A 20,423-nucleotide genomic window follows, 5' to 3' on the forward strand; every position below is an offset into this window, starting at 1 on the left:
ATGTGCATGATCAGCAACGACACGTGGCGTAATCGCCTGTACGTGATTATTTTCCAGACCGACACCGTCGCCGGTCGACGCTTCGACTCCACCCTGCTGCTGATCATCTTCGCCAGCCTGGTAGTCGTGATTCTGGACAGCATCGATGACGTTCACCAGCACTACGCCAGCCTGCTGGCGTACATCGAGTGGGGCTTCACGGCGATCTTCCTCGGCGAGTACATCCTGCGCCTGTACTGCTCGCCCAAGCCCCTGCGCTACGCCTTCAGTTTCTATGGGCTGGTGGACCTGCTGGCCATCGTGCCCGGCATCCTCGCGCTGTACTACAGCGATGCCCAGTACCTGCTGATCATCCGGGTGATCCGGATGCTGCGGATCTTCCGCGTGCTCAAGCTCGGCCCGTACCTCAAGCAAGCTCATTACCTGCTCGATGCCCTGCGTGGCAGCAAGCAAAAGATCCTTGTGTTCCTGCTCAGCGTCTGCACCCTGGTGACGGTGTTCGGCACCCTGATGTATGTGGTCGAAGGCCCGCAACATGGCTTCACCAGCATTCCCAAGGGCATTTACTGGGCTATCGTGACGTTGACCACCGTCGGTTACGGCGACATCGTGCCCAAGACCGCACTGGGTCAGGTCATCTCGTCGATGGTGATGATCACCGGTTACTCGATCATCGCCGTGCCCACCGGGATCTTCACCGCCGAACTGGCCACGGCCATGCGTGGCGGCCAGTTGCAGCACGACTGCCCGGTGTGTGCGAAAAACAGCCACGAACAGGAAGCGTCGTTCTGTTCCCGTTGCGGTAATGCGCTGTTCAGGAAACGGGAATAAGCAAAGAGCTTTTTAATCTTTAAAGGACTATACGAGCCCAGTTATAGTCGCTGGCAAATTGCCCCACTTTTAATAGAACAAGGAATGCGCAGTGAAAAAACTCTTTGGCGCCTCGCTTATCGCCGCTGGCCTGGCCCTGGGCAACATCGCCCAGGCTGCACCGACCCTGCTCAACGTTTCCTACGACGTGATGCGCGATTTCTACAAGGACTACAACACTGCGTTTCAGAAACACTGGCAAGCCGAGCATAACGAAAACATCACCCTGCAAATGTCCTTCGGCGGCTCCAGCAAACAGGCGCGTTCGGTCATCGACGGCTTGCCCGCTGACGTGATCACCATGAACATGGCCACCGACATCAACGCCCTGGCGGACAATGGCAAACTGGTCCCGGACAACTGGGTCACGCGCCTGCCGAACAACAGCGCGCCGTTCACCTCGGCCACCGTGTTCATCGTGCGCAAGGGCAACCCGAAAGCCCTGAAAGACTGGCCGGACCTGCTCAAGGACGGCGTTCAGGTCATCGTGCCAAACCCGAAAACCTCCGGTAACGGTCGCTATACCTACCTCTCGGCCTGGGGCTACGTGCTGAAAAACGGCGGCGACGAGAACAAGGCCAAAGACTTCGTTGGCAAACTGTTCAAGCAAGCGCCGGTGCTGGATACCGGTGGCCGCGCCGCGACGACTACTTTCATGACCAACCAGATCGGCGACGTGCTGGTGACCTTTGAAAACGAAGCGGAAATGATCGCCCGCGAGTTCGGCCGCGATCAGTTCGAAGTCATCTACCCAAGCGTTTCCGCCGAAGCCGAGCCACCGGTGTCGGTGGTCGACAAGACCGTCGACAAGAAAGGCACCCGTGCAGCGGCCGAGGAATACCTGAAATACCTGTGGTCACCGGAAGGCCAGGAGATTGCTGCGGCGAATTACCTGCGCCCACGTGACCCAGCCGTGCTGGCCAAGTACACCGACCGTTTCCCGAAAGTAGACTTCCTGTCGGTCGAGAAGACCTTCGGCGACTGGCGCACCGTGCAGAAGACCCACTTCAATGATGGCGGGGTTTTCGACCAGATCTACAGCGGCAAGTAATCGACTGAAACACTGCAACTTCTGTGGGAGCGAGCTTGCTCGCGATGACAATTGAACAGTCAGCATCGTCGTTGACTGCCATTACGCTATCGCGAGCAAGCTCGCTCCCACAGGTTCTGCGACATCCCGCTACATCGGCGGCGTCACGCCATCCTTGCCCGCCGAAATGGATTGGGCGGTGAGCGTGCCGTCAGCGCCCTGCGTCACAAAGGTCACGATCTTCACGAACAAGATGTAAGTGAATGTATCATTCACCCTCGATGTTCTGACGCAAGACACACACGTTCGTCAGTCATTCCGCAATGGAATGATTGCTATCACTCCAATCCCACTTCCGCCGTTTCAGTCAGCCCATTAGCCTGCGCGCATTCCTTTCCGTACAGCGAGACCCGTTATGAACCCAGCGACCCAGGTGCCCCACGGCACCGCGACAATGACCCGAGGCATGGTGCTGCTGTTCGCCTTCTGCTGCGGCGCCATTGTCGCCAATATCTACTACGCCCAGCCGATCATCGGCCTGATCGCGCCGGACATTGGCCTGACCAACACCATGGCCAGCCTGATCGTTTCCTTGACTCAGATCGGCTATGCGCTGGGACTGTTTTTCCTGGTGCCGCTGGGGGATCTGCTGGAGAACCGCCGGTTGATGATCATCACCACGCTGGTGGCAATTGTCAGCCTGCTAGGTGCGGCGTTTACCGATCAGCCGAACGTGTTTTTGCTGATTTCGCTGTTGGTGGGGTTCAGTTCGGTTTCGGTGCAAATCCTGATTCCGTTGGCCGCGCACCTGGCACCGGAAGAAACCCGTGGTCGTGTGGTGGGCGGGATCATGGGTGGGTTGTTGCTCGGCATTCTGCTGGCCCGACCGGTGTCCAGCGTGGTATCCGACCACTTCGGCTGGCGGGCGATGTTTGTGATTGCCGCGGTGTTGATGGCGGCCATCAGCATCGTGCTGGCCGTGACCATTCCCAAGCGTGAGCCTGATCACAGCGCCTCCTATGGCCAGTTGCTGGGCTCTCTGTGGACGCTTTTGCGCAAGCAACCGGTCCTGCGCCAGCGTGCGTTTTACCAAGGCTGCATGTTTGCCACCTTCAGCCTGTTCTGGACCGCCGTGCCGCTGGAACTGGCGCGCAATCACGGTTTGTCGCAAAGCGAGATCGCGATCTTCGCCCTGGTCGGGGCCATCGGCGCCATTGCTGCCCCGATCGCCGGTCGCCTGGCCGATGCCGGTCACACCCGCATCGCGTCATTACTGGCCCTGCTGTTTGCCAGCCTGAGTTTCATGCCGGCGTTTATCCATCCGGTCTACAGTGTCATCGGCCTGGCGGTGACCGGCGTGGTACTCGACTTCTGCGTGCAGATGAACATGGTCCTCGGCCAGCGCGCCGTCTACGCCCTCGACGGCAAAAGCCGCAGCCGCCTGAATGCGCTGTACATGACCAGCATCTTCATCGGCGGCGCCTTCGGCTCTTCGGTGGCCAGCGCGGTGTACGAACACGGTGGCTGGTTGTGGATCGTGATCGTCGGCAGCGCGTTTCCGCTGTTGGCGTTGTTGCGGCTCTTGAGTGCTTCGCAGAAGGCTTCGCTGGCGACGGCGTAAGCCTCAAAACCCGGTCGGATCGCCGCCCGGAGCAGGCTCGCTCCCACAGTGGATCGGCCGTTCAACAAGGCCGGCGAGGAGCAATCGGTCATCGTCAGCGGCCGGATCCGCGTCAACGCCGCCGAAGGCCTGCGTGAAGCCGTGCTGGCCCATCAAGGGCTGACCATGGCCTCGCAATGGATGTTCGCGCCGGAACTGGCCGACGGTTCGGTCCGGGAACTGATGAAGGACTGGGCACTGCCGAATCTGGATTTGTGGGCGGTTTTCCCTACGGGGAGAATGGCCAGCGCCAAGGCTCGGGCGTTCGTGGAGTATGTGCAGGGGTTGTTGGCCTGGAAGGCCTGACAGGCAGCCGGGAGTTACTCGTCAATGCAGACCAGCAACCGTTCGACCGTTTGCTCAAGCGGCCCTGAGTTGTCGAGCAAGTGCACGGCCGGGTCCTCCGCCAGCAATTGCTCGCAGAATCGGGCATTGCGTGCCAACCGCTGATCGATCTCGATCGGCGATTCCCGCCCGCGTTCCAGCAAGCGCTGGCGCAGTACTGCCTGATCCACAGTCAACAACAGCACCAACGCGTTCGGATAGCGCTGGCGCGTGTTCTGCAAATGCCCTCGAGAGCCATTGATCAGCACGTCCTGCCCGGCGGCCAGCCAATCGTCGATTTCCCGCGGGATGCCATAGGACAACCCGTTGGCGTGCCAGCTCAGGGCAAACGCGCCCTGGGCCTCCATTTCGGAGAACTGCTGTTCACTGACGCCCAGCGCCGCTTCGCCAACGGCTTCTGCCGAACGCGTGATGACCCGCCGCACGACGCGGCAGCCTCGTTCGGCCAACCGTGTACGCGCGGCATCCAGCAGGCTGTCCTTGCCCGAACCTGAAGGCCCGATGAGATAGATCAACCTGCCCGCCATCAAACCATCCTCTTCATTTTTCGACCTGTTTGCCGGCCCCACGGCAGACCATCCTGATTGCGCTTGCGCCAGATCAGCCCGCAGGCCCCGCGTATGATCCATCACCGACACAGGTTGCACCAGCGGGTTTTCCAACGGGTCACGGTATACGCTGAGGGTGTCCTCGCAGCGCAGGTCATTCCGGCGTTGGAGGCTGTGGGTGCTTGGCTTGCCTGCGATGGCGGAGTGTTTTTTACCGGTGTACATATCCGTTTCTGCGGTCACGGCCATTTAGGGTTCCGCCCTTATGTATGGACTCATTCAGGCCGCCATCGCGAGCAAGCTCGCTCCCACAGAATTCAGCAGTGACCCACCAATCACATTCCGGCAGGCACAAAAAAGGCGACCCGAAGGTCGCCTTTTTGCGTTACTGCCCGAATTTCCGCCCCAGGCCACCCGGTACACCCTGGATGTCAGTATCTTCCCACGGCCCTTGCGGACTAATCGACCGACTCCAACCATTATCCCAGCGGTAATAGGTACGTTGGCGATAAAAGGTATTGGGCTGGTCATCAAGCACATACACCCCAAGCTTCGGATCCCAATGGCTATTGCCCCCAGGTGGTGGCGCGAAGCTGGCAGAAGTGCGTGGCAACGGCTTGGAGGGTTTGGCCGGGATGGTCGGCTTGCTCGGTACAGGCGACGTCGATGGCGTGGGGCTAGGCTGCGACGGCGGGAATGGTGGTGGTGCCTGATGTTCCGTTGGTTGCTGGACCGCACAAGCGCTTAACCCCAAAACAGCGCTGAGCAGGGCAATACGAGCAATGGCGGTCATGGTGGCGTTTCCTGTTATTTATCCGGGCTGTCGATGGTCAGTGTCTGCGGCGCGGTGGTGCTGCTGGCCAGGGGCTGGCTGCGACCAATCCATTCGCCGGCGGTCGGTTTGCCGGCACGGGAAATGCGCGCAACCAGTTGGACTTCAGGGAAGTTCGACAGTTTCAATTGCGGCATCATTGCGTCGGCGTCGCCCAGTTCGACGGTCACCGGCAGGTCGGCCACGGTCATGCGCTTGACCGCCAGCGGGGCCGGAGGACCGGAGATCGCACGGGCGAAGATGAACACGCTGTCGCCAGGCTGGACCTTGGATTTGAGGTCCGCGGCCAGATCGACACTGACCTTGAGCAACGCCGAGGCCTTGGCCGCCGGTGCTTGTGCAACCTTGCCGCCACTGGCCACCAGCTTCTCCGTGGCCCGGGTAATTCCGCCTTGCAGCGCCTCGCGGGACTTGTCCTCCGGCGGCAGCTGCGCCAACAAGCGATTCCAGTAATCGATGGCGTCCTGATAACGCTCGCTTTCAAACGCGGCAATGCCAAGCAGGCCAAGGCTGGTGACTTCTTTCGGATCGGCCTTGAGCGCTTCGTCGGTCAGGGCCTGGACCTTGTCCGACCACTTCTTGCCATCGGCGAAGTACTGGGCCTGGGCCCATTGACCGAGCAACTCGGGCTGGCGACCGGCCAGGCTCACGGTGCGTTCGAACATTTTCGCCGCGTCCGCCGGACGATCCTGAGCCATGTAGGTGCGACCGAGGAAATACATGCCTTCAGCGGAATCCGGTTGAGCGGCGACCGCACGTTCCAGGCGCCGCGTCATCTCTTCCATCGACTGGGGTGCCTGGGAGAATTCGCGGGTCAGTTCGACCTTGTCGCTGGCACCGAAATGCAGATACAGGCCCAGGCCCAGCACCGGCACCAGAATGGCCGCCAGCAACGGCAAGGGTTTGCCCAGACGCGACACCCGTGGCGCTTCAGCGCCTTCGGTGTCCGCCAGCAACTCACGGGCAGCTTCGGCGCGACCGGCGTCCATTTGCGCGGCATCGAGCACGCCCTCTTCCTGCTGAGTCTGCAACTCAGCCACGCGCTCCTGATACAGCGCGACGTTCAGGGCGGTACGATCCTCTTCGCGCTGGGCGCGACGGCTGCGCAGCACCGGGATCAACAGAAAACTCAGGGCAACCAGAAGCAGCAGACCTGCAGCGAGCCAGAAATCAATCATTCTTGGTTTTATCCAACAGGTGGTCGAGGCGCGAGCGCTCCTCGGCAGAAAGCGAGTCCGGGGTGCCGGCACGTTGCACGCGACGACGGCGGACGATCACCGCGATGATCACGACACCGCCCAGCAGCAGGCCGGCGGGGCCGAACCAGAGCAAGGCGGTCTTGGCGTTCAGCGCTGGCTTGTAGCGGACGAAATCACCGTAGCGATCGACCATGAAGTCGATGATCTGCTGGTTGTCCTTGCCCTCGCCGAGCATGCGGAAAATCTCTTTGCGCAGGTCGGCGGCAATCGGTGCGTTGGAATCGGCGATGTCCTGATTCTGGCACTTGGGGCAACGCAGCTCCTTGGTCAACTCGCGGAAACGCTCGCGGTCTTCTTCCTTGGCGAACTCGTAGGTGTCGATGGCCGCGTGGGCCACGCCCGCCAGGCTCAAGCCCAGGACAACGGCAGCGATCCAGCGCTTCATGGCTTGGCCTCGTCGACCAGCGCCTGGTACTTGCCCGCCAGTTTTTCACGCCAGACCTGCTCGTCGATCACGCCGACGAACTTGTCACGGATGATGCCCTTGGCGTCGATGAAGAAGGTTTCCGGTGCGCCATACACGCCGAGGTTCAGGCCCAGCGAGCCTTCGTCGTCACGAATGTCCAGCGCATACGGGTTGTGGAAGTCCTTCAGCCACTTCAAGGCATCAACGTTGACGTCCTTGTAGTTGATGCCGTAGATCACCACGCCCTGCTGGGCCAGTTTGTTCAACACCGGGTGCTCGACCCGGCAGGAAATGCACCAGGTGCCCCAGACGTTGACCAGCGCCGGTTTGCCCAGAATGTCAGCGCGGGTCAGGGTCTTGTCGCCCTGCACCGACGGCAGGGAAAACTCCGGGAACGGCTTGTTGATCATGGCCGAAGGCAGCTCGGCCGGATCCAGGTACAACCCACGGTAAAGGAATACCGCGACCACCAGAAAAATCGCCAGTGGCAGCAACATCAACCAACGCTTCATGCAGTGGCTCCCGACATGCCCAGTGCTTCGCGCACGCGGCTTTTGACCTTGACCCGATAACGCCGATCCAGCGCCGCCAGCAACCCGCCTGCACCTGTCAGCAAGCCGCCGAACCAGATCCAGCGCACGAACGGCTTGACGTGCACACGCACAGCCCAGGCGCCGTTACCCAGTGGTTCACCGAGGGCGACATAGAGGTCGCGGGTGAAACCGGCGTCGATACCCGCTTCAGTCATCACCGAGTTCTGCACGGTATAGAGGCGTTTTTCCGGGTGCAGCACGCTGATTTCCTTGCCGTTGTGGATCACCCGCACGGTGCCCTTGTCGGAGGTGAAGTTCGGGCCTTCGAAGTGTTTGGCGCCTTCGAAGACGAACTGATAGCCGCCCAGGGCCATGGATTCACCGGGCGCCAGGCGCAGGTCGCGCTCGGCACTGTTCTGGCTCGACAGCACGACACCCAGCGCACACACGGCGATGCCCAGGTGCGCGATCTGCATGCCCCAGTAGCTGCGGGTCAGGGTTGGCAGTCCTTTGATCAGGCCCTTGTGGCGAGTCTTGTCGAAGATGTCACGCACGCCGGCCAGCAACACCCAGGCAGCGAGCATGAAGGTCGCGAGCACGGCCCAGTTGAAATCGCCGTAGGCGATGCCGGCCACTACGGCCAGCGCGGCACTGCCGAGCAGGACCGGGGTGAGCATGCTTACCAGCCATGTCACCGGAGTGTCTTTCCAGCGCACGATCACGCCGACCGCCATCACCACCATCAGCAATGCCATCAACGGAATGAACAGCGCATTGAAGTATGGCGGGCCGACGGACAGCTTGGCGCCGGTCATGGCGTCCAGAATCAGCGGATACAAGGTGCCGAGCAGAATCATCGACGCGGCCACCACCAGCACCAGGTTGTTACCCAGCAGCAGTGTTTCCCGGGACCAGAGGTTGAAGCCCACCTGGCTCTTGACCACCGGCGCGCGCAGGGCGAACAGCGTCAGCGAACCACCGACCACGAACAGTAGGAAAATCAGGATGAACACCCCGCGCTCCGGGTCGGACGCAAAGGCGTGCACCGAGGTCAGCACGCCGGAACGCACGAGGAAGGTGCCCAGCAGGCTCAAGGAGAATGCGGCGATGGCCAGCAACACGGTCCAGCTTTTGAACACGCCACGTTTTTCCGTGACCGCCAACGAGTGAATCAGTGCGGTGCCCACCAGCCATGGCATGAACGAGGCGTTTTCCACCGGGTCCCAGAACCACCAGCCGCCCCAGCCGAGTTCGTAGTACGCCCACCACGAACCGAGGGTGATGCCGATGCCGAGGAACGCCCAGGCCACGATGGTCCACGGACGCGACCAGCGCGCCCAGGCGGCGTCCAGGCGACCGCCCATCAGCGCGGCGATGGCGAAGGCGAAGGCCACCGAGAAGCCGACGTAGCCCATGTACAGCATCGGCGGGTGAACGATCAGGCCGATGTCTTGCAGCAGCGGGTTGAGGTCGGCACCGTCGGTGGGCATTTGCGGCAGGATGCGCTTGAACGGGTTGGAGGTCATGATCAGGAACAGCAGGAAACCGGTGCTGATCATGCCCATCACCGCCAGCACGCGGGCCAGCATGACCTGCGGCAATTGCCGGGAAAACACCGATACCGCAAAGGTCCAGCCGCCGAGAATCAAGGCCCACAACAGCAGGGAACCTTCGTGGGCACCCCACACGGCGCTGAACTTGTAGTACCACGGCAAGGCACTGTTGGAGTTGTTGGCCACATAGGCCACGGAGAAATCGTCGACCATGAAGGCGTAGGTCAGGCAACCGAAGGCGAACAGCAAGAACGCGAACTGCCCCCACGCGGCCGGCTGGGCCAGGCTCATCCAGAAGCGGTCACCGCGCCAGGCACCGACCAATGGCACCACGGCCTGAACCAGCGCGAAACACAGCGCCAGGATCATGGCCAGGTGGCCCAATTCGGGAATGAAGATTCCAGCTGTCATCAGTTAGCCCTCTTTCGCGGGAGTGGGTGCCGACTGGCCGCTGTCTTTCAACGCCTTGGTCACTTCCGGCGGCATGTACTTTTCATCGTGCTTGGCCAGCACTTCATCGGCCACCACCACACCATCGGCATTGAGCTTGCCCAAGGCGACGATGCCCTGCCCTTCGCGGAACAGGTCCGGCAGGATGCCGCGATAAGTGATGGTCACGGACTTGTTGAAGTCGGTGACGACAAACTTCACGTCCAGCGAGTCGCCGGAGCGCTGCAAGGAACCGGCTTCGACCATGCCGCCGGCACGGATACGCGTGTCCTGCGGGGCTTCGCCGTTGGCGATCTGGGTCGGTGTGTAAAACAGGTTGATGTTCTGCTGCAGGGCACTCAGGGCCAGGCCAACGGCAGCGCCGACCCCGACCAGGATCGCGAGAATGATGATAAGACGCTTTTTACGCAGCGGATTCACTTGCCGTTCTCCCGGCGCAGACGGCGCGCCTCTTGTTGCAGATACCGCTTGCGGGCCAGGATCGGCGCCGCCACGTTGAGGGCCAATACCGCCAGGCAGATGCCATAGGCTGACCATACATACAGGCCATGATGACCCATGGCGACGAAGTCGCCGAATGAAGCAAAACTCATCGAGCGACCTCCAGGCTGTTTTCGACTTCGGTTTTGACCCAACTGGCCCGGGCTTCGCGCTTGAGCACTTCAAGACGCATGCGCAGCAGCAGGACCGCGCCGAAGAAACAGTAGAAACCCAGCGCCGTCAGCAGCAGTGGCAGCCACATCTCGGCTGGCATCGCCGGTTTTTCGGTGAGGGTGAAGGTCGCGCCCTGGTGCAGGGTGTTCCACCACTCCACCGAGTACTTGATGATCGGGATGTTGATCACGCCGACGATCGCCAGCACCGCACAAGCCTTGGCCGCGCTGTCACGATTACTGATGGCGTTGCCCAATGCAATGAGACCGAAGTACAGGAACAGCAGGATAAGCATGGACGTAAGGCGTGCATCCCAGACCCACCACGAGCCCCAGGTCGGCTTGCCCCAGATCGCCCCGGTGACCAGCGCCACGGCGGTCATCCAGGCGCCAATGGGTGCCGCGCATTGCAGGGCGACGTCGGCCAGTTTCATCTTCCACACAAGGCCGACGATGCCGCACACGGCCAGCATCACGTAGATGGACTGCGCCAGCATGGCGGCCGGAACGTGGATATAGATGATGCGGAAGCTGTTGCCCTGCTGGTAGTCCGGCGGCGCGAAGGCCAGGCCCCAGACCACGCCAACGCTGATCAGCAGCAACGCCGCGATGCTCAGCCAGGGCAGCATTCTGCCGCTGATGCCGTAAAACCATTTGGGCGAGCCAAGCTTGTGAAACCACGTCCAGTTCATACTGTTTCCATCACGGTTGCTCTTTACTGTGAAGAGCCAGGGTCTGCCTTTCTTCAAAAGAAGTGATCAAAAAATGATCAGGCCTCATTATTATTCGCCGACGCTGATCTTCAGGCCAGCAGCTATTGCAAAAGGTGTCAGGGTTATCGCCAGGGCGGTCAGGCTACCAAGCCACAACAGATAACCGGTCGCCGGCATCCCCTGCAAGGCCGCCTGCAAGGCGCCACTGCCAAGGATCAACACCGGGATGTACAACGGCAGAATCAGCAGGGCCAGCAACAGGCCACCGCGCTTCAAGCCCACCGTCAGCGCCGCGCCCACCGCACCGAGCAGGCTCAGTACCGGTGTACCGAGCAGCAACGAAAGCAGCAACACTGGCAGACAGGCGGCAGGCAAACCGAGCATCAGCGCCAGCAAAGGCGCGAGCAAAACCAGTGCCAGGCCGGAAAAAGCCCAGTGTGCCAGCACCTTGGCCAAAACCAGAAGAGCGAGGGGGTGCGGCGAAAGGACCCACTGCTCGAGCGATCCATCCTCGAAATCACTGCGGAAAAGCCCGTCCAGCGAGAGCAGGACCGATAAAAGTGCCGCGACCCAGACCAGCCCCGGAGACAAGGTTTGCAACAATTGAGACTCAGGACCGACCGCCAACGGGAACAGGGAAACGACGATGGCGAAGAACACCAGCGGATTGGCCAGTTCAGCCGGACGGCGAAACAGCAGACGAGCCTCGCGGGCGACCAGCAGGCCGAAAACACTCATACGGCCCAGCTCCCCAGATCGATGTCGCGATAACCGGCCGGCATCCGGCTCAGCGTGTGGTGGGTGGTCAACACCACCATGCCGCCGCGTTCGCAGTGGCCGGCCAGGTGTTCCTCCAGTTGAGCCACGCCCTGCTTGTCGAGGGCGGTAAAGGGTTCATCGAGGATCCACAGCGGCGGACTGTCCAGATACAGGCGCGCCAGGGCAACGCGCCGCTGTTGTCCGGCGGACAACGTATGACAGGGAACATCCTCGAATCCGCGCAGCCCGACCGCGGCCAGCGCCTGCCAGATCGCCGCATGGGTCGCCGGATGATGCAAGGCGCACAGCCAGCTCAGGTTCTCTTCCGGCGTCAGCAGATCCTTGATCCCGGCCGCATGACCGATCCACAGCAGGTTGCGCGCCAGCTCACCGCGTTGTTCATTCAGCGGCTGGCCGTTGAGCAGCACTTGACCGGCGGTCGGCTGCATCAGCCCCGAGAGCAGGCGCAACAGGCTGGTCTTGCCGCTGCCGTTGGGCCCGCTGATTTGCATCATTTCGCCACTGGCCAGTCTCAAATCGAGATTTTCGAAGAGCAGCCGAAGGTCTCGCTCACAGGCAAGGGCAACGGTTTGCAGGACAGGACTGGTCAAGGGATCACGGGCCTTATACGGTTCAAGTCGGCTCTGGCGCGGCCGTTAAAGAGATGCAGCATAGATGCATTGGCGTCTTGTTCTAGAGAGCTGCGTCAAACAATTGCAAAGTTTTCGCCATTATTGGATACAACGGCGCGGCATTATACATGCCATACCTTACTCTAAAGAGTGCATTTTCCTCAGGTTGTGACCGCGTATGACAGGCGAAATGAACATCCTCCCGCTACCGCAAACCCTCCAGGCGACTTCGCGCCCGCAGGTGGTCAGCGGTGAGTTGCTCAAGTTGCTGACGCCGGTGGAGGGGCTGATCAGCATCGGTCAAACCGCCCAGGCCGAAGTGTTGTCGCTCAAGCAGGCGGACCAGACTTTCCAGCTGCTGCTCAAGGTCACCCTCGACAGCGGTCGTCAGACCACGGTCCAGACCACCAGCAATCAACCGCTGGCCCAGGGCACCACGCTGGTCGTCACCCAACCCTCGGCCGGCAGCCTGGCCGTGACGGTGCAACAGGCCATTGCTTCCAACGTCGCCACCCTCACCCGCCTCGACACCGCGCAACTGCCCGTTGGCACCCTGCTGCAGGGCAAAGTGCTGACCTCGCAAGTGCTGCCCCAGGTGCCCGGCCAGCCCATGGTGTTTCGCTCGATGGTGGGCCTGCTCAACACCGCACTGAGCGGCAGCACACTGAGCATCGACAGCCCGCAACCCTTGCGCATCGGCACCTTGTTGAGCGCACAGGTGCAGGACGCCCAGACCGTGAAGTTCGTGCCCCTGAGCAGCCGACAGGAACAACTGGCGGTGACCCGACAACTGGTCGACCAGCAAAGCCGCCAGGGCTCGCTGGATAGCTTGCTCAAGCGCCTGCAGAACCTTCCGCCCTCGGACCAGACATCCGTTGAATTGCGCAGCGCTGCTGCCCGTTTGCTCGCCGGCTTGCCGGATGTTCAACAGTTGAGCACCCCCAAGGGCCTGGCCCAGGCCCTGGCCAGCAGCGGCATGTTTCTCGAAAGCAAACTGCTGACCGGGCAAAACCCGACGCTCGCGCCGGACATGAAAGGCGATTTGCTCAAACTGGTTGCGCAGCTGAGTCAGGGCTTGCCGGCCAACACCAGCCTCGGCGCGATCATCGCCGCCAATACCCTGGCCCAGGCTATGCCGAATTTTGTCCGCAATGCCCTGGGCATGCTCGGTCAGGTCAGTGCCAAGCCGTCGCCGACCGGTTTCCCGCTGCCCGAACGTCTGTTAAAAGGTGCCGACGGTGAAAACGACCTCGAACACCTGCTTCGCCTGGCCGCCGCCGCGGTTTCACGCCTGCAAAGCCATCAACTGTCGAGCCTGGAACAGACCGGCGTAACCGCCGACGGACGGCTGATGAGCACCTGGCAGCTGGAAATCCCGATGCGCACAATGCAGGACATCGTGCCCTTGCAGGTCAAGTTCCAGCGCGAAGACGCCCCCGAAAAACAACAGCCAAAGGAACGTCGCGAAGAACACGAACCCAAGCAACAGCTGTGGCGTGTGGAGCTGGCCTTCTCCATGGAGCCTTTGGGGCCGCTGCAAATCCAGGCGCAACTGATCAAGGGCAGCCTCTGCGGCCAGCTCTGGGCCGAGCGGCCATACACCGCCAGCCTGATCGAAAGCAATTTAGCCGGGCTGCGTGATCGCCTGCTGTCCGCCGGCCTGAACGTCGGCAACCTGGACTGCCACCTCGGCACACCGCCCCAAGGCCCGCAAACCCGCCTCGAACAACGCTGGGTCGACGAAACCGCATGAAAATCCCCAACGCCCCACGCCAGGCCATCGCTCTCAAATACGACGGCACCCACGCCCCCACCCTCACCGCCAAGGGCGACGAAGAGCTGGCGGAAGAAATCCTGCGCATTGCCCGCGACTGCGAAGTGCCGATCTACGAAAACGCCGAACTGGTGAGACTGCTGGCGCGCATGGAACTGGGGGACAGCATTCCGCAGGAACTCTATCTAACGATTGCCGAGATCATTGCGTTTGCGTGGAGTTTGAAGGGGAAGTTTCCGGCGGGGCAGGATGCGGATGGGCTGATGGTCGAGAAGGATATTACCGAGCGCGGGGAAGACTACTGAGGATTCGAGGGCGCCTTCGCGAGCAGGCTCGCTCCCACAGATGATCTGCGGTGAACACATGTTCTGTGTTCGACATAGAACCATTGTAGGAGCGAGCATGCTCGCGATGGAGGCATGAGCGCCGCGTTTCTCCAGGAAGCCCGCGTCATCGTTAACGACCATCGCGAGCAAGCTCGCCCCACAGATGATCTGCGGTGAACACATGTTCTGTGTTCGACATAGAACCATTGTAGGAGCGAGCCTGCTCGCGATGGAGGTATGAGCGCCGCGTTTCTTCAGGAGGTCCGCGTCATCGTTGACGTCCATCGCGAGCAAGCTCGCTCCCACAGGTGATCTGCGGTGAACACATGTTCTGTGTCCGACATGGAACCTTTGTAGGAGCGAGCTTGCTCGCGATGGCGGTGTAAGCGCCGCGTTTCTTCAGGAGGCCCGCGTCATCGTTAACGACCATCGCGAGCAAGCTCGCTCCTACAGGCTGTCAGTTCTTGTGCAACTTGCTCATCAACTCCGCCTCAGCCTGGGTCAAGCCGCAGGACTGGGTCAGTTCGTTGACGCTGGCGCCCATCCCGACCAGTCGCGCCGCCTGGGCGAACGACAGGCTTGAAGGGTCGCGTTGTTCCAGCTGGGCGAGTTTGTCCGGCAAGGGCGCAACGATCGCCCGCAGTTCATGCAGGTCCTCGCCCATGCGCACATTGCCGTTCTGGTAATCCTCGACGCGTCTGGCCAGGTCCTTGATGCGCTGATCGCGCAGCGCATCACCCTGGGCCTGTTGCGCGGCGATCTGCTTTTGACCGCGAATGTACGCCAGGAACATTGCCAGCGTGCCTGCCCAAAACAGGAACAGGACAATGACCGCAACCTCGAGAATCAATCAGATACTCTCCAGTTCCGACCATTCTTCTTCGCTCATCATCTTGTCGAGCTCGACCAGAATGAGCAATTCGTTGTTCTTGTTGCATACGCCTTGAATGAACTTGGCGGACTCTTCGTTACCCACGTTCGGCGCGGTTTCGATTTCCGACTGACGCAGGTAAACCACTTCTGCCACGCTGTCGACCATGATCCCGACCACCTGCTTGTCGGCTTCGATGATGACGATACGGGTGTTGTCGCTGATCTCGGCATTCATCAGGCCGAAGCGCTGGCGGGTGTCGATCACGGTCACGACGTTGCCGCGCAGGTTGATAATGCCCAGCACGTAGCTCGGGGCACCCGGGACCGGGGCGATTTCGGTGTAACGCAGGACTTCCTGGACGCGCATCACGTTGATGCCGTAGGTCTCGTTGTCCAGCTTGAAGGTGACCCATTGCAGGATCGGATCTTCGGAACCTTTTGCCGCCGTTGCCTTGTCATTCATACCCTGACCCCTCAAGAAACCGCCCTGGCGGTGTGTGTTCTGTGCAACATCATCAGAGTGACGTCGCCTGTTTTGTTTATTTGACTGATGTCGGTTTGTGGCCCGGCTTGTCACCGGACATGTGCCGGGCTCCGCCGCTGGCGATCAACTCGGCCAGTGAGGCGACATCGAGCAAGGCGCACATGTGTTCAATCACCGTGCCGGCGAGCCATGGCCGCTGACCTCGGTGACTTCTCCATTTGATTTCATTCGGGTTCAGACGCAACGAGCGGCTGACCTGATGCACCGCCAGCCCCCACTCGTAGCCTTGCACCGAAATCACGTATTGCAGACCTTGCTTGAAATCGTCGCGGTATCGGTCGGGCATGACCCAACGCGCGGTATCGAGCACCTTGAGATTGCCGGCCTGGCTCGGCAGGATGCCCAGGAACCATTCGGGCTGGCCGAACAATGGGGTCAACTCGTGGCCGGCCAGGGAATAAATCGACCCCAGGCACACCAGCGGCACCGCCAGGGTCAAGCCGGCGACATCGAACAGCAGGCATTCGAAGGGTTCGGCAGCCCAGGACGGACGACCGTCGGTTTCCACCGGTGGCGGCGTATTGCTCGGCGGCAGATGAACTTCGACGACTGGCGGCACCAGTGCCTGAGGCACTTCGACAACAGCTGGCTCCGGTGCTGGCTGCACCTCGACGGCCGGCGACACCAACGCCTGGAGCAACGGTGCGATGGTCGATACCGGCGCCAGCATGGGTGTCGGTGCTTCGACCACAGCTACTGGAGCCTTCGCTACCGGCGTGACCACAGGAGCGGGAGCAACCACAATTTTCTGCGCATCGCGGGCCTGTTCTTCGAGCACTGCCGCCTGGAATTCGTCCAGCGCCGCTTCAACCTCGACCACCCGGGGAGGCGCTTCGATTTGTGGCGCAAATTCCTCGGTGATGTCCTGCAGCAAGCTGTCCAGATAAGACTGAAGCGCCAGTTGCGGGCGCGAGGTGGTCTTAAACGGCCGGTTCATGGCTGCCCCCCTGCAGGAGCGAGCTTGCTCGCGAAAAACTGTCGGGAAACGCGATCATCCAGACAGCGCACGTAATCGTTGTCGTCCATCGCGAGCAAGCTCGCTCCTACAGGGATTGGTTTCATCTCATGCCACCTGCGGCACAAGTTGCGCCGCCAGCAAGTGCTTGAGCAACGCACGGTAAGCGAGAACGCCACGGCTCTTGCCGTCGAATTGTGAAGGCGTCAGACCGGCGCGGCTGGCATCGCGCAGGCGCGTGTCCACCGGGATATAGCCTTGCCAGATTTCGTCGGGGAATTTGTCGCGCAGCACGCGCAACGTTCCGAGGGACGCCTGGGTGCGGCGGTCAAACAGGGTCGGCACGATGGTGAAGGGCAGCGCCTGTTTGCGAGAGCGATTGATCATCGCCAGGGTGTTGACCATGCGCTCAAGGCCTTTGACCGCCAGATGCTCGGTCTGCACCGGGATCACCAGTTGCTGGCTCGCCGCCAAGGCATTGACCATCAGCACGCCGAGCAATGGCGGGCTGTCGATCACGGCGTAATCGAAGTCCTGCCACAGTTGCGCCAGGCTCTTGGCAATCACCAGGCCCAAACCGCTCTGCCCCGGCGACTGGCGCTCAAGGGTGGCCAGTGCGGTGCTGGAGGGCAGCAGGGAGATGCGCTCGTCACTGGTCGACAGCAGCAGTTGACCCGGCAGGCCTTGGGGCACGTTGCCTTTGTGCAGGAACAAATCGTAGCTGCTGTGCTCCAGGGCGTCGGGATCGTAGCCGAAGTAGCTGGTCATGGAGCCGTGGGGGTCGAGATCGACCACGACCACGCGCTTGCCCGCCTCCGCCAGTAAACCGGCTAAAGCGATGGAGGAAGTGGTTTTACCGACACCACCCTTTTGATTGGCGACTGCCCAGACTCTCATTCGGATTGTTCCTCCCGGCCGAACGGATCGACCGAGAAATAGCTCAACGTGTTAATGCGGGTGACGGAGAATTGACGGCGTTCTCTCGTACCGGCGACTTGACCGGGGTCGGTGCAGTTTGTGTGCCAGCACGCTTCAATGCGGCATCCGGTTGCGCATGGGCGGTTCCGGTGCCAGTCAGGCTGCGGCGAACATCGAGGTTGCGCGACACCACCAGCACCACGCGACGGTTGCGGGCGCGGCCTTCGGCGGTGGCGTTGTTGGCCACCGGCTGAAACTCGCCGTAGCCCACTGAAGCCAGGCGACCGGGGTTCACCCCCTGCATCGCCAGCATGCGCACGATGCTGGCCGAGCGGGCCGAGGACAGCTCCCAGTTGGTCGGGTACTGCGCGGTGCGGATCGGCTGATCGTCAGTGAAACCTTCGACATGGATCGGGTTGTCGAACGGCTTCAGGATCGCCGCGACCTTGTCGATGATGTTGAACGCGATGTCGCTGGGCATGGCGTCGCCACTGCCGAACAGCAGGCTGGAATTGAGCTCGATCTCGACCCACAACTCGTTGCCGCGCACCGTCATCTGGTTGGAGCTGATCAGGTCACCGAACGCCGCACTGATGTCGTCGGCGATGCTCTTGAGCGGATCGCTGGCGCCGGAGACGCCGGCATCGACCTGGTCACTGTCCTTGACCAGCGGCTTGGCCGGGGTCACGGTCTTCGGTCGCTCGTCACCGATCGGGATCGGCTTGAGCGAACGATCGGAATCGGTAAAGACCCCGATCAGCGCCTCGGAAATGACCTTGTACTTGCCTTCGTTGATCGACGAGATGGAGTACATCACCACGAAAAAGGCGAACAGCAAGGTGATGAAGTCGGCATAGGAAACCAGCCAACGTTCATGGTTTACATGCTCTTCATGCTGGCGACGACGTGCCATGAGCTTATTCCCTTAATCCATGAAGCCCTGAAGCTTCAACTCAATGGAGCGTGGGTTTTCACCTTCGGCGATCGACAGGAGCCCTTCCAGCAACATTTCGCGATAACGCGACTGGCGCAACGCAATGGATTTGAGTTTGGCGGCAATCGGCAGCAGCACCAGGTTGGCACTGGCCACGCCGTAGATAGTGGCGACGAACGCCACGGCAATACCGCTGCCCAGTTGCGATGGATCAGCGAGGTTGCCCATGACATGAATCAGGCCCATGACCGCACCGATGATGCCGATGGTCGGCGCGTAACCGCCCATGCTTTCGAAGACTTTGGCCGCTTCGATGTCGCGGCTTTCCTGGGTGTAGAAGTCCACTTCCAGAATGCTGCGGATCGCTTCCGGCTCGGCGCCGTCAACCAGCAGTTGCAGGCCTTTGCGTGCGTAGTTGTCGGGCTCGGCGTCGGCGATGCCTTCAAGTCCCAGCAGGCCTTCCTTGCGGGCGGTCAGGCTCCAGTTCACCACGCGGTCGATGCCACCGGCCAGATCGACACGGGGCGGGAACAGGATCCAGGCGAGGATCTGCATGGCACGCTTGAAGGCACTCATCGGCGATTGCAGTAGCGCGGCGCCAATGGTGCCGCCGAGCACGATCAGCGCTGCCGGGCCGTTGGCCAGGGCGCCGAGGTGACCGCCTTCAAGGTAGTTGCCGCCGATGATCGCGACAAAGGCCATGATGATGCCAATCAGGCTTAGGACATCCATCAGATACAGGCCTCGACCAGGTGCTTGCCAATGTCGTCCAGGCTGTACACCGCGTCGGCGAGCTCGGCTTTGACGATGGCCATCGGCATGCCGTAGATCACGCAACTGGCTTCGTCCTGGGCCCAGATCGAACTGCCGCCCTGCTTGAGCAGGCGCGCGCCTTCGCGGCCGTCGGCGCCCATGCCGGTCAGGACTACCGCCAGAACTTTGTCACCGTAGGTCTTGGCTGCCGAACCGAAGGTGATGTCCACGCACGGCTTGTAATTGAGACGCTCGTCACCCGGGAGGATTTTCACCGCGCCGCGGCCGTCGATCATCATCTGTTTGCCACCCGGTGCCAGTAACGCCAGGCCCGGACGCAGGATATCGCCATCCTCGGCTTCCTTGACGCTGATGCGGCAGAGCTTGTCCAGGCGCTCGGCGAAGGCCTTGGTGAAGGCCGCCGGCATGTGTTGAACCAGCACGATCGGGGCCGGGAAGTTGGCCGGCAATTGGGTCAACACTCGCTGCAGGGCGACCGGGCCGCCGGTGGACGTACCGATGGCCACCAGTTTGAAGGCTTTGCGTTTCGGCGCGGGCGACGACGCAGTGGCCGCATGCGTACGCGCAGGGATCGGTGCCGGACGCACGGGCGCGCTGCTGCCGTAACTGCCGACGCTCGAAGGCGCAGTTGTTGGAGCAGGTGCGGCCACAGGGGCCGGAGCGCTGTAAGTGCTGACGCGACGATTGCTGCGCGAGATGCTCAGGATCTTCTCGCACAACAGTTGTTTGACCTTCTCGGGGTTGCGCGAGATGTCTTCGAAATTCTTCGGCAGGAAGTCCACCGCGCCGGCATCCAGCGCATCGAGGGTGACCCGGGCGCCTTCGTGGGTCAGCGAGGAGAACATCAGGACCGGGGTCGGGCAGCGTTGCATGATGTGCCGCACGGCGGTGATGCCGTCCATCATCGGCATCTCGTAGTCCATGGTGATCACATCCGGCTTGAGGGCCAGCGCCTGATCGATCGCCTCTTTGCCGTTGGTCGCCGTGCCGACGACCTGGATATTGGAATCCGCTGAAAGAATTTCCGAGACGCGGCGGCGGAAAAACCCCGAATCGTCCACCACCAGGACTTTGACTGCCAT

At 61.4% G+C, this 20,423-nt stretch carries 23 protein-coding genes and 2 pseudogenes; 6 read left to right on the forward strand and 19 right to left on the reverse strand.

Translation table 11 applies throughout. The features are described 5' to 3' along the window. Positions 1 to 6: 6 nt before the first annotated feature. Together ABIE16_RS14220 and ABIE16_RS14225 are read left to right on the forward strand one after the other, a co-directional pair. Positions 7 to 831, forward strand: a complete 825-nt coding sequence (locus ABIE16_RS14220; RefSeq protein ID WP_057715854.1) for an ion transporter — start codon at positions 7 to 9, stop codon at positions 829 to 831. A 91-nt stretch (positions 832 to 922) separates the two neighbouring features. Next, on the forward strand, positions 923 to 1,921 hold the full coding sequence (locus ABIE16_RS14225; protein WP_102669706.1) for a sulfate ABC transporter substrate-binding protein: 999 nt from the start codon (positions 923 to 925) through the stop codon (positions 1,919 to 1,921). A gap of 129 nt (positions 1,922 to 2,050) precedes the next feature. Here the strand turns inward: ABIE16_RS14225 and ABIE16_RS14230 are convergent. Beyond that, a pseudogene (locus tag ABIE16_RS14230) lies at positions 2,051 to 2,146 on the reverse strand (hypothetical protein); the annotation flags it as partial. A 169-nt stretch (positions 2,147 to 2,315) separates the two neighbouring features. On the opposite strand from ABIE16_RS14230, the gene ABIE16_RS14235 reads away from it, so the two are divergent. Beyond that, complete coding sequence (locus ABIE16_RS14235; protein ID WP_429521394.1) at positions 2,316 to 3,521, forward strand: MFS transporter; 1,206 nt, start codon at positions 2,316 to 2,318, stop codon at positions 3,519 to 3,521. 60 nt (positions 3,522 to 3,581) lie between these two features. After that, a pseudogene (locus tag ABIE16_RS14240) lies at positions 3,582 to 3,866 on the forward strand (LysR substrate-binding domain-containing protein); the annotation flags it as partial. A gap of 14 nt (positions 3,867 to 3,880) precedes the next feature. On the opposite strand, the gene phnN reads toward ABIE16_RS14240, so the two are convergent. The 11 genes from phnN to ccmA form a co-directional block, all read right to left on the reverse strand. Beyond that, entirely contained in the window at positions 3,881 to 4,432 is a 552-nt protein-coding gene (phnN, locus tag ABIE16_RS14245) for a phosphonate metabolism protein/1,5-bisphosphokinase (PRPP-forming) PhnN (protein ID WP_349735928.1), read from the reverse strand. A gap of 406 nt (positions 4,433 to 4,838) precedes the next feature. Next, complete coding sequence (locus tag ABIE16_RS14250; RefSeq protein ID WP_079246789.1) at positions 4,839 to 5,246, reverse strand: hypothetical protein; 408 nt, start codon at positions 5,244 to 5,246, stop codon at positions 4,839 to 4,841. A 14-nt stretch (positions 5,247 to 5,260) separates the two neighbouring features. Further along, positions 5,261 to 6,463 carry a c-type cytochrome biogenesis protein CcmI gene (gene ccmI, locus ABIE16_RS14255; protein ID WP_429521395.1) on the reverse strand — a complete coding sequence of 401 codons (1,203 nt, stop codon included), beginning with the start codon at positions 6,461 to 6,463 and terminating at the stop codon, positions 5,261 to 5,263. After that, a complete protein-coding gene (locus ABIE16_RS14260; RefSeq protein WP_102669711.1) occupies positions 6,456 to 6,929 on the reverse strand; it encodes a cytochrome c-type biogenesis protein in 474 nt (157 codons plus the stop codon). The genes ccmI and ABIE16_RS14260 overlap by 8 nt, the downstream gene beginning before the upstream one ends. Beyond that, complete coding sequence (locus ABIE16_RS14265) at positions 6,926 to 7,462, reverse strand: DsbE family thiol:disulfide interchange protein (protein ID WP_218497129.1); 537 nt, start codon at positions 7,460 to 7,462, stop codon at positions 6,926 to 6,928. Before ABIE16_RS14265 ends, ABIE16_RS14260 begins: the two co-directional genes overlap by 4 nt. Further along, on the reverse strand, positions 7,459 to 9,447 hold the full coding sequence (locus ABIE16_RS14270; RefSeq protein ID WP_429521396.1) for a heme lyase CcmF/NrfE family subunit: 1,989 nt from the start codon (positions 9,445 to 9,447) through the stop codon (positions 7,459 to 7,461). Before ABIE16_RS14270 ends, ABIE16_RS14265 begins: the two co-directional genes overlap by 4 nt. A 3-nt stretch (positions 9,448 to 9,450) precedes the next feature. Further along, positions 9,451 to 9,906: a cytochrome c maturation protein CcmE gene (gene ccmE / locus ABIE16_RS14275; protein ID WP_008052305.1), complete on the reverse strand. Its 456-nt coding sequence runs from the start codon at positions 9,904 to 9,906 to the stop codon at positions 9,451 to 9,453. Next, on the reverse strand, positions 9,903 to 10,079 hold the full coding sequence (ccmD, locus tag ABIE16_RS14280) for a heme exporter protein CcmD (RefSeq protein ID WP_057715863.1): 177 nt from the start codon (positions 10,077 to 10,079) through the stop codon (positions 9,903 to 9,905). Before ccmD ends, ccmE begins: the two co-directional genes overlap by 4 nt. Beyond that, positions 10,076 to 10,831, reverse strand: a complete 756-nt coding sequence (locus ABIE16_RS14285; RefSeq protein WP_429521397.1) for a heme ABC transporter permease — start codon at positions 10,829 to 10,831, stop codon at positions 10,076 to 10,078. The genes ccmD and ABIE16_RS14285 overlap by 4 nt, the downstream gene beginning before the upstream one ends. Before the next feature lie 90 nt (positions 10,832 to 10,921). Then, positions 10,922 to 11,590, reverse strand: a complete 669-nt coding sequence (gene ccmB / locus ABIE16_RS14290) for a heme exporter protein CcmB (protein ID WP_007980754.1) — start codon at positions 11,588 to 11,590, stop codon at positions 10,922 to 10,924. Continuing rightward, positions 11,587 to 12,222 (reverse strand): cytochrome c biogenesis heme-transporting ATPase CcmA, encoded by a 636-nt coding sequence (gene ccmA, locus ABIE16_RS14295; RefSeq protein ID WP_429521398.1) that lies wholly within the window; start codon positions 12,220 to 12,222, stop codon positions 11,587 to 11,589. The genes ccmB and ccmA overlap by 4 nt, the downstream gene beginning before the upstream one ends. A 199-nt stretch (positions 12,223 to 12,421) precedes the next feature. On the opposite strand from ccmA, the gene ABIE16_RS14300 reads away from it, so the two are divergent. Both ABIE16_RS14300 and ABIE16_RS14305 read left to right on the forward strand, forming a co-directional pair. After that, positions 12,422 to 13,996: a flagellar hook-length control protein FliK gene (locus ABIE16_RS14300; RefSeq protein WP_429521399.1), complete on the forward strand. Its 1,575-nt coding sequence runs from the start codon at positions 12,422 to 12,424 to the stop codon at positions 13,994 to 13,996. Then, a complete protein-coding gene (locus ABIE16_RS14305) occupies positions 13,993 to 14,322 on the forward strand; it encodes an EscU/YscU/HrcU family type III secretion system export apparatus switch protein (RefSeq protein WP_429521400.1) in 330 nt (109 codons plus the stop codon). Before ABIE16_RS14300 ends, ABIE16_RS14305 begins: the two co-directional genes overlap by 4 nt. Before the next feature lie 478 nt (positions 14,323 to 14,800). Here ABIE16_RS14305 and ABIE16_RS14310 read toward each other — a convergent pair whose 3' ends face one another. The 7 genes from ABIE16_RS14310 to ABIE16_RS14340 form a co-directional block, all read right to left on the reverse strand. Next, positions 14,801 to 15,193, reverse strand: coding sequence for a DUF2802 domain-containing protein (locus tag ABIE16_RS14310; protein WP_057715868.1), 393 nt, complete (start codon positions 15,191 to 15,193; stop codon positions 14,801 to 14,803). Beyond that, entirely contained in the window at positions 15,194 to 15,679 is a 486-nt protein-coding gene (locus ABIE16_RS14315; RefSeq protein WP_007980742.1) for a chemotaxis protein CheW, read from the reverse strand. Positions 15,680 to 15,755: 76 nt separating this feature from the next. Further along, positions 15,756 to 16,697: a chemotaxis protein CheW gene (locus ABIE16_RS14320; RefSeq protein WP_429521401.1), complete on the reverse strand. Its 942-nt coding sequence runs from the start codon at positions 16,695 to 16,697 to the stop codon at positions 15,756 to 15,758. Positions 16,698 to 16,823: 126 nt separating this feature from the next. Beyond that, on the reverse strand, positions 16,824 to 17,612 hold the full coding sequence (locus ABIE16_RS14325) for a ParA family protein (protein WP_008000390.1): 789 nt from the start codon (positions 17,610 to 17,612) through the stop codon (positions 16,824 to 16,826). 43 nt (positions 17,613 to 17,655) lie between these two features. Beyond that, on the reverse strand, positions 17,656 to 18,546 hold the full coding sequence (motD, locus tag ABIE16_RS14330) for a flagellar motor protein MotD (protein WP_150813434.1): 891 nt from the start codon (positions 18,544 to 18,546) through the stop codon (positions 17,656 to 17,658). 12 nt (positions 18,547 to 18,558) lie between these two features. Beyond that, on the reverse strand, positions 18,559 to 19,299 hold the full coding sequence (locus tag ABIE16_RS14335) for a flagellar motor protein (protein WP_057715870.1): 741 nt from the start codon (positions 19,297 to 19,299) through the stop codon (positions 18,559 to 18,561). Beyond that, entirely contained in the window at positions 19,299 to 20,423 is a 1,125-nt protein-coding gene (locus tag ABIE16_RS14340; protein ID WP_429521402.1) for a protein-glutamate methylesterase/protein-glutamine glutaminase, read from the reverse strand. Before ABIE16_RS14340 ends, ABIE16_RS14335 begins: the two co-directional genes overlap by 1 nt.

It is taken from the genome of Pseudomonas sp. 2725 (genome assembly GCF_050434585.1).
Taxonomy (GTDB): Bacteria; Pseudomonadota; Gammaproteobacteria; order Pseudomonadales; family Pseudomonadaceae; genus Aquipseudomonas; species Aquipseudomonas jessenii.

Bases quoted from the DNA above. Each gene is read 5' to 3' on its own strand.
- ccmI (WP_429521395.1), bottom strand. From the start codon at position 6,463: ATGATTGATTTCTGGCTCGCTGCAGGTCTGCTGCTTCTGGTTGCCCTG.
- ABIE16_RS14340 (WP_429521402.1), bottom strand. From the start codon at position 20,423: ATGGCAGTCAAAGTCCTGGTGGTGGACGATTCGGGGTTTTTCCGCCGC.
- motD (WP_150813434.1), bottom strand. From the start codon at position 18,546: ATGGCACGTCGTCGCCAGCATGAAGAGCATGTAAACCATGAACGTTGG.
- ABIE16_RS14270 (WP_429521396.1), bottom strand. From the start codon at position 9,447: ATGACAGCTGGAATCTTCATTCCCGAATTGGGCCACCTGGCCATGATC.
- ccmD (WP_057715863.1), bottom strand. From the start codon at position 10,079: ATGAGTTTTGCTTCATTCGGCGACTTCGTCGCCATGGGTCATCATGGC.
- phnN (WP_349735928.1), bottom strand. From the start codon at position 4,432: ATGGCGGGCAGGTTGATCTATCTCATCGGGCCTTCAGGTTCGGGCAAG.
- ABIE16_RS14265 (WP_218497129.1), bottom strand. From the start codon at position 7,462: ATGAAGCGTTGGTTGATGTTGCTGCCACTGGCGATTTTTCTGGTGGTC.
- ABIE16_RS14250 (WP_079246789.1), bottom strand. From the start codon at position 5,246: ATGACCGCCATTGCTCGTATTGCCCTGCTCAGCGCTGTTTTGGGGTTA.
- ABIE16_RS14305 (WP_429521400.1), top strand. From the start codon at position 13,993: ATGAAAATCCCCAACGCCCCACGCCAGGCCATCGCTCTCAAATACGAC.
- ABIE16_RS14300 (WP_429521399.1), top strand. From the start codon at position 12,422: ATGACAGGCGAAATGAACATCCTCCCGCTACCGCAAACCCTCCAGGCG.
- ABIE16_RS14260 (WP_102669711.1), bottom strand. From the start codon at position 6,929: ATGAAGCGCTGGATCGCTGCCGTTGTCCTGGGCTTGAGCCTGGCGGGC.
- ABIE16_RS14220 (WP_057715854.1), top strand. From the start codon at position 7: ATGATCAGCAACGACACGTGGCGTAATCGCCTGTACGTGATTATTTTC.
- ABIE16_RS14235 (WP_429521394.1), top strand. From the start codon at position 2,316: ATGAACCCAGCGACCCAGGTGCCCCACGGCACCGCGACAATGACCCGA.
- ABIE16_RS14325 (WP_008000390.1), bottom strand. From the start codon at position 17,612: ATGAGAGTCTGGGCAGTCGCCAATCAAAAGGGTGGTGTCGGTAAAACC.
- ABIE16_RS14285 (WP_429521397.1), bottom strand. From the start codon at position 10,831: ATGAACTGGACGTGGTTTCACAAGCTTGGCTCGCCCAAATGGTTTTAC.
- ABIE16_RS14315 (WP_007980742.1), bottom strand. From the start codon at position 15,679: ATGAATGACAAGGCAACGGCGGCAAAAGGTTCCGAAGATCCGATCCTG.
- ABIE16_RS14335 (WP_057715870.1), bottom strand. From the start codon at position 19,299: ATGGATGTCCTAAGCCTGATTGGCATCATCATGGCCTTTGTCGCGATC.
- ccmB (WP_007980754.1), bottom strand. From the start codon at position 11,590: ATGAGTGTTTTCGGCCTGCTGGTCGCCCGCGAGGCTCGTCTGCTGTTT.
- ABIE16_RS14320 (WP_429521401.1), bottom strand. From the start codon at position 16,697: ATGAACCGGCCGTTTAAGACCACCTCGCGCCCGCAACTGGCGCTTCAG.